The organism is Mycobacterium asiaticum, from assembly GCF_001668675.1.
GTDB lineage: Bacteria > Actinomycetota > Actinomycetes > Mycobacteriales > Mycobacteriaceae > Mycobacterium > Mycobacterium asiaticum_D.
The window spans coordinates 1-13,135 of record NZ_LZKQ01000078.1 but is presented as its reverse complement, the minus strand read 5'-3'; the positions used below and the strand labels follow the sequence as shown (position 1 = coordinate 13,135).

Genomic DNA, 13,135 nt, shown 5'->3' with positions numbered 1-13,135 from the left:
GTCGGTCGGTGGTCAATTGTGAGGCCGACATCGTTGACCCGGACGGACAGTTGCTCGCCAAGGCCCTCGCGACCTACAAGGTCGGGTGACGGTCCCCCCGCGAGAAGAGGCGAAAGCTCCCGACACGCCGAGCGTGCGGGAGCTTTCGCGTCTGCTCGCGCTAGAGGGTGACCTCTTCGAGCTTGCCCGTGGCAACGTCGAAGATGAACCCGCGCAACGAGGTGTGCTTGGTGACGAACGGGCTGTTCTCGATGCGGCGCAGCGACTGCCGGACATCCTCGGCCAGATCCGGGAACGACTCGGCCGCCCACGGCGGCTTGACCCCGGTCTCGTCCTGGATGCTGCGCTTGAAGTCGTCGTCGGTGAACGTCAGCATTCCGCAGTCGGTGTGGTGGATCAGGATGATCTCCTGGGTGCCCAGCAACCGCTGGCTGATCGCCAACGACCGGATCGCGTCGTCGGTGACGACACCTCCGGCGTTACGGATGACGTGCGACTCGCCCTCCTTGATGCCCAGCACGCGGTAGACGTCGATGCGGGCGTCCATGCACGCCAGCACCGCGATGTGTTTGCTCGGCGGCAGCGGCAACGGCCCCTTGAAGTCGCTCGCGTAAGTGGCGTTGTTGGCCAGGTAGTCATCGGTAACCGTCACGCAGGTCTCCCTCAGTTCGCAGGACCGGATTTGCTAGCGGCCGGTCGATATCAGCCGGAAGCGACGTGGATTTTAACAAGGTGATAGGCGGATTACACGGGTGCGGATCAGCGGGATCGCAATAGCTCCGGGCGCTACCCTGTCCCAATGCGGCACGGGAGTCGGACATGACGCGATTTCTCGCGCGCCGCTTGCTCAAGTACATCGTGCTGCTCGCACTGGCCACTTTTCTGACCTATTGCCTCACCTCCTTCGCGTTCCGGCCGCTGGACAGCTTGATGCAGCGCAGCCCCCGCCCGCCGCAAGCGGTCATCGATGCCAAAGCGCACGACCTGGGCCTCGACCGGCCGATCCCGATCCGCTACGCGAATTGGGTTTCGCACGCCGTACAAGGCGATTTCGGCAAGACCATCACCGGCCAGCCCGTGGCCACCGAACTGGGTCGCCGAATCGGAGTCAGCTTGCGGTTGCTGGTCATCGGATCGGTCGTCGGAACGCTGCTGGGCGTGGCGCTCGGCGCCTGGGGCGCGATTCGCCAGTACCGGCTCAGTGACCGCGCGGTCACCATGTTCGCGTTGCTGGTCATCAGCACGCCGACATTCGTGATCGCCAACCTGCTGATCATGGGGGCGCTACGGATCAACTGGGCGTTGGGTATCCAGCTTTTCGACTACACCGGGGAGACATCGCCGGGGGTGGTCGAGGGGACTTGGGCCGCGCTGGCTGACCGGCTGAAACACCTGGTGCTGCCGTCGCTCACCCTGGCACTGGGCTCGGCCGCGGGTTACAGCCGCTACCAGCGCAACGCGATGCTCGACGTGCTCGGTCAGGATTTCATTCGCACCGCCCGCGCCAAGGGATTGACCCGCCGGCGCGCGCTGGTCAAGCACGGACTACGTACCGCGCTGATACCCATGGCCACGCTTTTCGCCTACAGCGTCGCCGGACTGGTGGCCGGTGCGGTGTTCGTCGAGAAGATCTTCGGCTGGCACGGCATGGGTGAATGGGCGATCCGCGGCATCGCCACCCAGGACACCAACATCGTCGCGGCGATCGCGCTGTTCTCCGGCACCGTGGTGCTGCTGGCCGGTCTGCTCTCCGACATCTTCTATGCGGCACTGGATCCCAGGGTGCGCGTCTCATGACAGCGGTCCCGCAGATCGAGGAGCCGGAAGCGACCTTCACTTCCCGCCGCACGCTGGTGTTGCGGCGGTTCCTGCGCAACCGGTCGGCGGTGGCCGCGCTGCTGGTGCTGATACTGCTCTTCATCGGCTGCTACGCGCTGCCCGCGTTCCTGCCGTACTCCTACCAGGACCTGGATTTCAGTGCGCTGCTGCAACCGCCGAACACCCGCCACTGGCTGGGAACCAATGCCCTGGGCCAGGATCTGCTGGCCCAGACATTGCGCGGGATGCAGAAGTCGATGCTGATCGGCGTCTGCGTCGCGGTGATCTCCACCGGCATCGCCGCGACGGTCGGATCGATCGCGGGCTACTTCGCGGACTGGCGCGACGGGGCACTGATGTGGCTGGTCGATCTGATGCTGGTGATCCCCAGCTTCATCCTGATCGCGATCGTCTCCCCGCGTACCAAGAACTCGGCCAACATCTTCATGCTGGTCCTGCTGCTGGCCGGTTTCGGCTGGATGATCAGCTCACGAATGGTGCGCGGCCTGACGATGAGCCTGCGTGAACGCGAATTCATCCGCGCCGCAAGGTACATGGGCGTCTCCAGCCGCCGGATCATCACCGGGCACGTGTTGCCCAATGTGGCGTCCATCCTGATCATCGACGCGGCGCTGAACGTCGCGTTCGCCATTCTCGCCGAAACAGGGCTGAGCTTCCTAGGTTTCGGTGTTCAGCCGCCGGACGTGTCCCTGGGCACCCTGATCGCCGACGGCACCCAATCGGCGACCACGTTCCCCTGGGTGTTCCTGGTGCCGGCCGGCGTGCTGGTGCTGATCCTGGTGTGCGCCAACCTGACCGGTGACGGCTTGCGCGACGCGCTGGATCCCGGCGCGAGTACCCTCCGGCGGGGTCGCGAATGAACCCACTGCTGGAGGTGACCGACCTGGCCGTCACCTTCCCGACCGACGGCGCCGCGGTCACCGCGGTGCGGGGCATCAGCTATCACGTCAACCCCGGTGAAGTCGTGGCGATGGTCGGCGAATCGGGCTCCGGGAAGTCGGCCGCGGCAATGGCAGTGGTCGGGCTGCTGCCCGACTACGCCCGGGTCAGCGGTTCGGTGCGCCTGCAGGGCACCGAACTACTGGGCCTGCCCGACGACGCGATGTCGCGGTTCCGCGGCAAGTCGATAGGCACCGTCTTCCAGGACCCGATGTCCGCGCTGACCCCGGTCTACACCGTCGGGGACCAGCTCGCCGAGGCGATCCGGGTGCACCAGCCCGACGTCGGTAAGAAGGCGGCGCAGCAGCGCGCGGTGGAATTGCTTGAGCTGGTTGGCATCTCGCAACCGCAACAGCGCGCTCGAGCGTTTCCGCACGAGCTCTCCGGGGGTGAACGGCAACGCGTGGTGATCGCGATCGCGATTGCCAACGATCCCGACCTGTTGATCTGTGACGAGCCGACCACCGCGCTGGATGTAACGGTGCAGGCGCAGATCCTCGAAGTGCTCAAGAAGGCGCGCGACGTCACCGGCGCCGGTGTCCTGATCATCACCCACGACCTCGGGGTGGTCGCCGAGTTCGCCGACCGCGCGCTAGTGATGTACGCCGGTCGGGTCGTCGAATCGGCCGGCGTCAACGACCTGTACCGGGATCGCCAGATGCCCTACACGATCGGGCTTTTGGGTTCGGTGCCGCGCCTCGACGCGGCGCAGGGCACCCGGCTGGTGCCGATTCCCGGCGCTCCCCCGTCGCTGGCCGGTCTGGATCCGGGCTGCCCGTTCGCGCCGCGCTGCCCACTGGCCATCGACGAATGCGTCGCCGCCGAACCGGAGCTGATCGAGGTCGGCGCCGGTCACCGAGCCGCGTGCATCCGTACCGACCAGGTCATCGGGCGCAGTGCCGCCGACATCTACGGCGTGAATGTCGATCGTGACGGTGCTCAGCCCGACAGTGCGACGGCCGTGGTGCGGGTGCGCGATCTGATCAAGACCTACCCGTTGACCAAGGGCGTGGTGCTGCGCCGCAGGGTCGGGGAAGTCCGGGCGGTCGACGGCATCAGCTTCGACCTGCTGCAGGGCCAGACGCTGGGCATCGTCGGTGAATCCGGTTCGGGCAAGTCGACCACCTTGCATGAGGTACTGGAACTCGTTGCGCCGCAATCGGGCTCGATCGAGGTGCTGGGTGCGGACGTGTCGACGCTGAACACCGCGGGCCGGCGGACGCTACGCCGCGACATCCAGGTGGTCTTTCAGGACCCGGTGGCCTCGCTGGACCCCCGGTTGCCGGTCTTCGAGCTCCTGGCGGAACCGTTGCGGGCCAACGGGTTCAGCAAGGGCGACACCTACGCCCGGGTCGCCGAGTTGCTCGGCATTGTGGGGCTGGGCCGCGCCGACGCAAACCGCTACCCTGCCGAGTTCTCCGGCGGCCAGAAGCAGCGTATCGGGATCGCTCGCGCGCTGGCCTTGCAGCCCAAGATCCTGGCCCTCGACGAGCCGGTGTCCGCGCTGGATGTCTCGATCCAGGCCGGGATCATCAATTTGCTGCTCGACCTGCAGGACCGGTTCAGCTTGTCGTATCTGTTTGTGTCGCATGATCTTTCGGTGGTCAAGCACCTCGCCCACCAAGTGGTGGTGATGTATCGCGGCACGGTGGTGGAGCAGGGCGACAGCCAGGAGGTGTTCGGAAATCCCCAGCACGAGTACACGCGCCGGCTGTTGGCGGCCGTCCCGCAACCGGAGCCGGGCCATGCCTGAGCGCAGCCGGTGGTGGAAGACGCTGGTGGCGGTGCTCGGCACGGCCGTGGTCTTGGCCGGTTGCTCCACCGATATCCCGACGACGCCGTCGGTCAGCGGCAATGCGGTCCTGGGCACCAGTAGCGACATCAACCCACAGGATCCGGCGACGCTGCGCGAGGGCGGCGACCTGCGGCTGGCGCTCAGTGAGTTCCCGGCCAACTTCAACATCCTGCACATCGACGGCAACAGCGCCGAAACCGCCGGGATGCTCAAGGCCACGATGCCCAACGCGTTCATCATCGCGGCGGACGGCTCAACGACGGTCAACACCGACTACTTCACCAGCGTCGAACTCACCGGAACCGATCCGCAGGTGATCACCTACACGATCAATCCCAAAGCGGTCTGGTCCGACGGCACCCCGATCACCTGGCGTGACATCGCCAGTCAGATCCATGCCATCAGCGGCGCGGACAAGGCGTTCGAGATCGCCTCCACCGGCGGCGCCGAGCGCGTCGCCTCGGTCACCCGCGGTGTCGACGACCGGCAGGCCATCATGACCTTCGCCAAGCCGTACGCGGAGTGGCGGGGCATGTTCGCCGGGAACGGCATGCTGCTGCCGGCCAGTGTGACCGCGACCCCCGAAGCCTTCAATACGGGCTGGCTCGACAGGCCCGGTCTGTCCGCCGGCCCGTTCATCGTGTCCAACCTGGACCGGGCCAAGCAGCGAATCACGTTGACCCGCAACGCACGCTGGTGGGGCCGGACGCCGCGACTGAATACGATCACGTACCTGGTGCTCGACCCCGCCGCGTCGTTGCCGGCGCTGCAGAACAACACGATCGACGCCACCGGCGTCGGCTCGCTCGACCAGCTGATCATCGCCGAGCGCACCAAGGGCATCTCGATCCGCCGGGCGCCGGGGCCGAGCTGGACACACTTCACCATGAACGGCGCGAAGGGATCGATCCTGGCCGACCCGGCCGTGCGGATGGCGGTGTGCAAGGGAATCGATCGAAGAACGATCGCCGAAGTCGCGCTGCACGGGCTCACCAGCTCGCCGGTGCCGTTGAACAATCACGTGTTCGTGGCCGGGCAGGCCGGATATCAGGACAACAGCCTGCCGTATGACCCCGAGCAGGCGAACCGCGACCTCGATGCACTGGGCTGGAAACGCAACGGGGAGTTCCGCGAGAAGAACGGGCAGCGGCTGGTGGTGCGACTGCTGTTCTACGAATCGCCGAACGCGAAGGTGTTCACCCAGGTGGCCCAGCACAGCCTCGCGCAGATCGGGGTCAAGCTGGAACTCCAAGCCCGCTCCGGCAGTGGCTTTTTCAGCAACTACGTCAACGTAGGGGCATTCGATATCGCGCTGTTCGGCTGGCAGGGCGACGCGTTCCCGCTGTCGGGGCTCACCCAGATCTACGCATCCGACGGAGACAGCAACTTCGGCAAGATCGGTAGCCCGGAGATCGATGCGGCCATCGAGCGCACGCTGGCCGAGCTCGATCCCGCAAAAGCTCTCGCGCTGGCCAATGAGGTCGACCGGCTGATCTGGGCCGAAGGGTTCAGCCTGCCGCTGATCCAGTCCCAGGGCACCGTCGCGGTGCGCAGTGATCTGGCCAATTTCGGCGCGCGCGGGTTGGCCGACCTGGACTACACCGCGATCGGGTTCATGCGCTGACCCGGCGCCGGCGCACGGGCACCGCCGCCTCGACGGTCGCCGCCACGTCGATCGCCTTCCATAACAACCGCATCGGCAGACGCGGGGGTAGCGCGTCGAGCTCGTCCGCCCGCCGCGCGAGCCCTGCGAAGTCGCCACGGCAGACGGCCGCCGCGATGGCCAGGGCCGCGGGTTCACGGAAGTCCAACGCGGCGTGCCCCATGGTGGGCAGTCGCAGCAGGATCGCGTTGGGAAGCAGGGTCGCCGCGCGTTCGGCCACCGCCATCGGTGTGACGAGATCCCGTCCCCCGGCGATCACCACCGTGGGCCAACCGAACCGGGGCATCTCGGCCACCAGATCGAAGGGTTCGGCCTCGAAAGACACTGTGGTGTCCATGGTTTCGGCCATCGCCACGGCGGGGTCGAGCGGCAGCTCGTCGGGTTCGGCGGCGTAATCGAGTTCGCGGAGCGCGATGCGGTTGACCAGGTCGGGTTCGTAACGGTACGGCGCCTTACGGCTCACACCCATGGTGGTCACGCGAACAATCGTCCGCCACAACATCTTTCGCCCGGTCAGCAGCAGGTTGACCTGGTGCTCGAGCATGGCGACCCCGCCGTAGCCATAGATGGTGGCGGCGATCTGCCCCGCCGTCGGCGTCATCACGCCGGTATCGACCAGCCGCCGTATCTTCGGCGCCAGCTTCCTGGTCTCGGCCGTCTCGCCGTCCAGCAGCACGCCACGCAGCGCCTCCCGGACCTGGGCGATGTCGTGATGTGACAGCACCGGTGAATCCAGGATCATCGCGTGCACCCGGCCGGGATGCCGGACGCCCACCCCGGCCGCGATGTAGCTGCCGTACGAGGAGCCGAAGATGACGGCGGAATCCACTTGGGCGTCGTCCAGCACCGCGGCGACGTCGTCGACCACCTGCTCGATGGTCAGCGCCTGCGGGGGCAGGTCGGCGCCGGAATCGTCATGCCGCGACATCCCCACGCCGCGGTGTTCGATCATGATCACGTCGAGGCCGGCGGCAGCAGCGCGGCGGCGAAACGCCTGGTAAAGCCGCATCGAGGCGACGCCCGGCCCGCCCGGGATGACGACCAGCGGATGCGCTGCCTTGTGGCCGGTGCGCACGTAGTAGAGATCGAACTGCTGGTCGCTGCCCGGCGAGACCGGCCGGCGCACCGGACGTACCCCGGGCAGCTTTGCCAACTTGTTGTGTACCCGGCGCCGTTTGGCGTTCATCGTCATCGTCAGCGCCCCCTCATGGGTGCCATTCTGCCGATGGTCAACCGCGGATCAAGTCGGCGGCCTTCTCCCCGATCAGTACCGACGGGGCGTGGGTGTGCCCGCGGATGGTGCTCGGCATCACCGATGCATCGGCGACGCGCAGCCCGTCGACGCCACGCACCCGCAACTGCGGATCCACCACGCTCTCGTCGTCGCTGCCCATCCGGCAGGTGCCGAGCGGGTGGTAAAGGGTGTGGGAGGACGCTCGAAGAGCCAGGTCGAGCGTGGCTTCGTCGAGTTCGGTGCTGTTGCGTGGGCGGACGACCTGTCCCAGCACCTCCCGCAGCGAGGGGGCCTTGGCGATCTCGGCGCACATGCGCAGCCCGGCCATCATCGCGGCACGGTCCAGTCCCTCGGGATCGGACAAATAGCGAGGATCGATGATCGGCTTGTCATGCGGGTCGGCGGAGCGAAGCGTGATCTGTCCGCGGCTTTCCGGCGCGACCAGGATTGGCCCGAACACCACCCCGTGGCCGGCGGCGGGGATCAGAGCCTCGTCGTAGAACGGTGCCGGCGCAAAGATCAACTCGAGGTCTGGCAGTTCGAGATCGGCGCGGCTGCGGACGAAACCGTACGCCTCGCCCACGTTGGAGGTGAGCATGCCGCGCCGCCGCAGCAGGTAGCTGAGCAGTTGTTTGGCCTTTTCGGCGCCGAACAGGCTGTCATCGTCGACATCGAACCCAAGGGGCGTGACCAGGTGGTCGAGCAGGTTCTGTCCTACCTCCGGTGCGTGATGGACGATTTCGATGCCGTGCTCGGCCAGGTGTTCGCGGTCGCCGATGCCTGAGAGCATGAGCAGTTGCGGGCTGTTGATAGAGCCGCCACACAACACCACCTCGCGGCGCGCGTACACCACCGACGTGTGACCGGCGCGCTCATACTCGACGCCGACCGCTCGGGTGCCGTCGAAGACGATTCGTGTCGCCATCGCCTCGGTGAGCAGGGTAAGGTTCTGCCGGCTCATCGCCGGCTTCAGATACGCATCGGCGGTGCTGTACCGGGCGCCCCGCCGCTGGGTGACGACGGTCTCGCAGAACCCCTCCGGCACAGGCGAATTAGGCTGGGCGGCCGGATACCCGCATTCGCGGGTGGCGGCCAGCCAGGCGGCGGTCAGCGGGCGCGGACTGCGCTGACGGGAAATGTGCATCGGACCGGTGACACCACTGTCGTCACCGCTGACGAAGTGCCATGCCGCGCTGACGTTTTCGATGCGGCGGTAATACTCGAGGACTTCGGCGGCAGACCATTCCGGTCCTGAGCGTTTGGCCCACTCGTCGTAGTCGGCGGCGAATCCGCGCACCCACATCATCGCGTTCATCGACGAACAGCCGCCCAGCACTTTGCCCCGCGGCCAGTAGATCCGGCGGTCGTCGAGTTCGGGTTGCGGCTCGGTCAGGTAATCCCAGTCGACCTCGGTGCGAAACAACTTGGAGAAAGCCGCCGGAATGCCGATGAATCTGTTGGTGTCCCCGGGGCCCGCTTCCAATGCCGCTATTTCGGTGGCCGGATCGGCGCTGAGCCGATTGATCACGACAGCACCGGCCGAGCCGGTGCCGACCACTACGTAGTCGCGCTGAGTATCCATATTTATCCCCGGTCTGGGCTGTGGGGCCGAGTGTATGCCTGCCGGCGCGGAAGCACTACGCGCTGAGATCGATGCGATGCGCTCCCGTGACACCGTCGTACCGGTGCGGATTGCAGGTGAGCACGAGAACCTGACCGTGGCTGCCCACGGTGTCGAACACCTCGCCCATTTTGGCCAACCGGTCCGGGTCGGTGAACCCCAGCGCATCGTCAACCACGACCGGGACGGTGTCTTCCTTGGCAACCAGGGCCGCGCACGCCAACCGGGCCAGGATCCCGAGTTGTTCTTTGGCCCCGCCCGACAACGACTCGTAGGGCACGGTGACACCGTCCAGCGTGCGGCTCAGGATGCACAGATCACTGTCGACTTCGATTTCGAAGGTGGGGCCGAACACAGGCCGGCCCAGTCGCTCGAGCTCCGCGCGGTAGGGCTCGACGTACCGAAGACGGGTGGTATCGCGGTGCCGCCCCATCACGGTCCGCAGCAGGTTCGCGGACCTGGCCCGGCTGCCAACCCGGGCGTGCTCGCTGGTGGCGTGTTCGAGTTCGATCTCGGCGGCGTCGAGCTTTCCCTTTCGTCCTTCGCCGCGCAGCACGGCGAGCTCGATGCTCACCTGGCGCAACGCGTCTAGGGTCTGCTCGTGGCGGTCGTGCAGGGCCGCGACCTGATTTTCCGCTTCGGCGAGTTCGGCGGCCACAGCGTCCGGCGCGGCGGCCGCCAGCGCCTGCTTGAGCTCGTCTCGGCGTCGCTCAGCGGCTTGCGCCGCCTGACGGTCGTTTTCGGCGGTTGCCGCCAGAACGTCGTCGCTGACGATTGACCGCTCTTGGGTCAACCGGGTGACCGCGGCGTCGAGCGCGGCGCGTTGCGTCGTGACCTCGTTCTGCAGCACCGTTGCGCGGGTTGTTGTTTCGGCCAGCTGTCGAGCAGCCGCCGTGGCGCGTTGGCGACGGGTCTCGCACTCGGCTTGCGCGACCACCCGCGCTGCCTCGGCTTCGTCCCGCTGGGCGCGGGCGGTCGCGGCGTCGGCGGTGACCGGGTCGGCGCCCGCGGGCTGCCCGGCACGCAGCTCCGCCAGCCTCGCCCGCAGCTGCTCGGCGTCTTCGTCACCGCACAGGCCGGTCAAGGTCGCGGCCAACTGGTCGCGATTGCGTTCCAGCTCGCGTCGTCGTTCGTCGATCGCTCGGGCCGACATCAGGTCGGTAACACCGCCGGCCGTAAGTGCATCGGCCAAGTCCTGTTGTGCGGCTTGGCGTTTCGCCTGCACATCTAGCGCGGTGGCACCGGGGGTGACTCTCGCGGTGAGTATTCCGGTGACCTCCACATCGGTGGGGCCGGTGGCGGTGATCGACCAACTCTCGCCGGCCGGCAGTGCGACTCGCCGACCGTCGAGGGCAAGCTCGATATCGGCCGCGGCGGTGAACTCGACCGTTGCGGACATCAACTCCAATTGAGCGGCGACGCGATCGGCGGTAGCCGCGGCGTGTTCTATGCGACGAAGTAGTTCCGGCGTCAGCACCATTCCGGACAACTCTTTGTCGACCCGGGCGCGTTGGGTTTGGATGTCTTCGATCTTGGTCAGCCGGACGGTCAACCGGTCCGCCTCCTCGCGCGCGGTCACCTGATCCAGATCCCGCCGCGCGGCTTCGGCACGCGCCTGGGCGACAGCCAGGGCTTCGGCGGCGTCGGTGACCGCGGCGTCACACGCCTCGGCCTCGCGAGCCGCCGCCAGCCGGAGCGCGGCCGCTTCCTCGAATTGCGTCACGAGATCTGTGATAGCCGTTGCGCACGAATCGATTTCACTGAGCAATTCCAGCCGCGCGTTGTGCTTCGCGGCCGAGGCGGCGCTGGTCGCGACGGCGGCGGCAGCGATCAAGGTGGCCTCATGCACTTCGGCGGCCAGTGACGCTATGCGGTCGGCGGCGGCTTGCGCGGCCTTCAGCCGCGGCTCCGCGTCGCCGCATTGTTGCGCCAGTCCGGCCGCCTGCGTGGTCAATTCGGCGTGGCGACGCACCCGGTCGTCGACCTCAGCCACCGCTTTCGTGCATTCGGCCACCGCTGCCGTGGCCTCCGCCAGCCGCTTGACGGCGGCGGCCCATTCACCGGTCGGACGACCCGTCGGGGTGAAGTAGCGGGCGAACTCGGTGTCAATGCGCTCGATCAGCAGCGGCTCGTTGCCCGACAGAGCGGCTTCATCGCCGGCGGCGACGTCGAGGGCCCGCGACAACGCGTCGCAACCGGACAGGTCCACCGCGTTGGTCGACGCGGCCTGCAATACTCGCTGGGCGCGCCAGAGCTCGGTATCGAGGGTCTCGGCCAGCATCGCGCGGACCTGTTCATGTGCCTCGTCGCCGGTGAGCTGTTTGCGTTGCGGTGCCAGCACCGTCAACTCCGTCTCACACTTCTTGTGGAACCGCTTGCGGTAGACGAAACGATAAGGGCCACTGCTGATCTCGGCGGTCACCTCAGAACCGACGTCGGCGTGGGTCGGCTTGACCTGTTTGACGTCCTTCTTGGTTGAGCGGTCCTTGGATTTCAGCAGCAGGTCCAGAGCTTCGATCATCGACGACTTGCCGATTTCGTTGGCGCCGTACACCACCACCACGCCGTGGTCGGGGAACTCGATCTCCCGGTGGGTGATGCCTCGATAGTTGTTGAGAACCAACCGGTGCAACTTCATGCCGCGCCCCGATCTGCCAGCCGAAGTAGGAGCGCCAGGGCTCCCTGGGCGTCGACGGCGGCTTCGGTGTCCCCCGCGCGTGCCGTGGCGATCAGCTCGTCGACCGCCGCGGCCGCGAACCCGCCGATGCCCAGGCCGTCGAATTCACCGTCGCCGGGCACCACCGCCAGCTCGGAATGGCTGTCCCACAGCCGCAATGACGCGAACAACCTCGTATACCGGTCCAAGCAGGTATCCAGGGCGGCACGATCGGTGACCGTCAACGAGCCTTTGAGCGCCAGGCGTACCACCGTGCGGTCCTTGTCGGGCATCAAGTCCAAGTTCAGGTCCAAATCGGCAACGCAGCGGCTGGTGTTGACGTCGCGGTGCAGTGTGACGAACCGCCACCGCCCGACTCGCCGGGCCTCGACGGTGACCGGCCGGGCCGGATCGTCCTCGTCGATCTCAACGATGAGAACATGGCCGGGGTCGGCCTCGACGTCGTCGTAATTCGTGACCTCTGGCGAGCCCGAATACCAGACGCGGCCGGTGCCGCCGACCTGGGTGCGGGAATGCTTGTCCCCCAGGGCTACGTAGTGAATTGCGCCGTCGGACAACGCTTTCTCCACTTTGGCGAGCCGGATCAACGAAGGCTTGTCCCGATCAGGGTCCAGTACGTCGACGCCGCCGTGCGCCACCAGCACCCGGGTGGCGCCGCCGGCAGGCACGCCGTCGAGCGCTTCGGCGACCAGGTCGGTGGTGGGCGACTTCGACCGCCAGGGCGCCGCGACGATTTCCACGCCGGGGCGAACCTCGTGTACCCCGGCGGCGTCGAGCACGACGACATTGTCCGGGCGTTCGGCGGTGAACAACGGACTTGTGTAGACCGATGCCGCGTCCAGCGGGTCGTGGTTGCCCGGTAAGAGGTACACCGGAATCCCGATGGCGCGCATGGCCTCCAGAGACTGGCCGACGACCTGCGGGGCAAGCTGGTTGTGCTCGAAGACGTCACCGGCGACGACGACGAACTCGGCGCCCACCTCGGCGGCGAGCGCACCGAGGCCGGCCACCGCGTCTCGACGCGCGGCCGAATAGCGCGGCTGCGCGTCGCCGGCAAGGAAGTGTCGGGTCATGCCCAGCTGCCAGTCGGCAGTGTGCAGGAATCGCATGGCGCGGCCCCCTTTCCGTCGGCGCGGTTGTCACTGCATCGGGAGTGTAGGTCGGGGTTCCGACAAGTCCTGGGACGTTGGTCGGCAGGTCTGGCTTGTCGGCAGGCAGACGTAGAATTCGAACATGCATTCGAGTTCGCGTGAGGAGATCGTGGAGGTCTTCGACGCGCTCGATGACGACGTGGAGCGGTTGTGTGCGTTGTCCTTTGACGCGCTGACGAATCCGGAGCGGTTGCGGGCCTTGGAACGTTTGGAGCG

General features: G+C 66.9%; 9 protein-coding genes and 1 pseudogene. 5 read left to right on the top strand and 5 right to left on the bottom strand.

The features are described 5' to 3' along the window. Positions 1-89: pseudogene (locus A9X01_RS07580) on the top strand (PaaI family thioesterase); the annotation flags it as partial. Between the two features lie 71 nt (positions 90-160). Here A9X01_RS07580 and A9X01_RS07575 read toward each other — a convergent pair. Continuing rightward, the gene (locus tag A9X01_RS07575; protein ID WP_065120159.1) at positions 161-652 is read right to left on the bottom strand and encodes a beta-class carbonic anhydrase; all 492 of its coding nucleotides are present in this window, start codon (positions 650-652) and stop codon (positions 161-163) included. Between the two features lie 167 nt (positions 653-819). Here A9X01_RS07575 and A9X01_RS07570 point away from each other — a divergent pair, with 167 nt between their 5' ends. The 4 genes from A9X01_RS07570 to A9X01_RS07555 are packed head-to-tail and all read left to right on the top strand — an operon-like array spanning position 820 to position 6,197. Further along, positions 820-1,797, top strand: a complete 978-nt coding sequence (locus A9X01_RS07570; RefSeq protein ID WP_065120158.1) for an ABC transporter permease — start codon at positions 820-822, stop codon at positions 1,795-1,797. Beyond that, positions 1,794-2,699, top strand: coding sequence for an ABC transporter permease (locus A9X01_RS07565; RefSeq protein WP_065120157.1), 906 nt, complete (start codon positions 1,794-1,796; stop codon positions 2,697-2,699). The genes A9X01_RS07570 and A9X01_RS07565 overlap by 4 nt, the downstream gene beginning before the upstream one ends. Further along, positions 2,696-4,531: a dipeptide ABC transporter ATP-binding protein gene (locus tag A9X01_RS07560; protein ID WP_065120156.1), complete on the top strand. Its 1,836-nt coding sequence runs from the start codon at positions 2,696-2,698 to the stop codon at positions 4,529-4,531. The genes A9X01_RS07565 and A9X01_RS07560 overlap by 4 nt, the downstream gene beginning before the upstream one ends. Then, entirely contained in the window at positions 4,524-6,197 is a 1,674-nt protein-coding gene (locus tag A9X01_RS07555) for an ABC transporter family substrate-binding protein (protein ID WP_065120155.1), read from the top strand. Before A9X01_RS07560 ends, A9X01_RS07555 begins: the two co-directional genes overlap by 8 nt. Here the strand turns inward: A9X01_RS07555 and A9X01_RS07550 are convergent. Genes A9X01_RS07550 through A9X01_RS07535 form a run of 4 tightly spaced genes read right to left on the bottom strand, consistent with a single transcriptional unit; the run spans position 6,187 to position 12,877 of the window. Beyond that, positions 6,187-7,428, bottom strand: a complete 1,242-nt coding sequence (locus A9X01_RS07550) for an alpha/beta hydrolase (protein ID WP_065120154.1) — start codon at positions 7,426-7,428, stop codon at positions 6,187-6,189. The genes A9X01_RS07555 and A9X01_RS07550 overlap by 11 nt on opposite strands. 37 nt (positions 7,429-7,465) lie before the next feature. Continuing rightward, positions 7,466-9,052 carry a GMC family oxidoreductase gene (locus tag A9X01_RS07545; protein WP_065120153.1) on the bottom strand — a complete coding sequence of 529 codons (1,587 nt, stop codon included), beginning with the start codon at positions 9,050-9,052 and terminating at the stop codon, positions 7,466-7,468. 55 nt (positions 9,053-9,107) lie between these two features. Next, positions 9,108-11,729, bottom strand: coding sequence for an AAA family ATPase (locus A9X01_RS07540; protein WP_065120152.1), 2,622 nt, complete (start codon positions 11,727-11,729; stop codon positions 9,108-9,110). Continuing rightward, entirely contained in the window at positions 11,726-12,877 is a 1,152-nt protein-coding gene (locus A9X01_RS07535) for a metallophosphoesterase family protein (protein ID WP_065120151.1), read from the bottom strand. The genes A9X01_RS07540 and A9X01_RS07535 overlap by 4 nt, the downstream gene beginning before the upstream one ends. Positions 12,878-13,135 lie beyond the last annotated feature (258 nt).

Coding starts and splice junctions, on each gene's coding strand:
- A9X01_RS07570 (WP_065120158.1), top strand. CDS start 820: ATGACGCGATTTCTCGCGCGCCGCTTGCTCAAGTACATCGTGCTGCTC.
- A9X01_RS07565 (WP_065120157.1), top strand. CDS start 1,794: ATGACAGCGGTCCCGCAGATCGAGGAGCCGGAAGCGACCTTCACTTCC.
- A9X01_RS07560 (WP_065120156.1), top strand. CDS start 2,696: ATGAACCCACTGCTGGAGGTGACCGACCTGGCCGTCACCTTCCCGACC.
- A9X01_RS07555 (WP_065120155.1), top strand. CDS start 4,524: ATGCCTGAGCGCAGCCGGTGGTGGAAGACGCTGGTGGCGGTGCTCGGC.
- A9X01_RS07550 (WP_065120154.1), bottom strand. CDS start 7,428: ATGACGATGAACGCCAAACGGCGCCGGGTACACAACAAGTTGGCAAAG.
- A9X01_RS07545 (WP_065120153.1), bottom strand. CDS start 9,052: ATGGATACTCAGCGCGACTACGTAGTGGTCGGCACCGGCTCGGCCGGT.
- A9X01_RS07540 (WP_065120152.1), bottom strand. CDS start 11,729: ATGAAGTTGCACCGGTTGGTTCTCAACAACTATCGAGGCATCACCCAC.
- A9X01_RS07535 (WP_065120151.1), bottom strand. CDS start 12,877: ATGCGATTCCTGCACACTGCCGACTGGCAGCTGGGCATGACCCGACAC.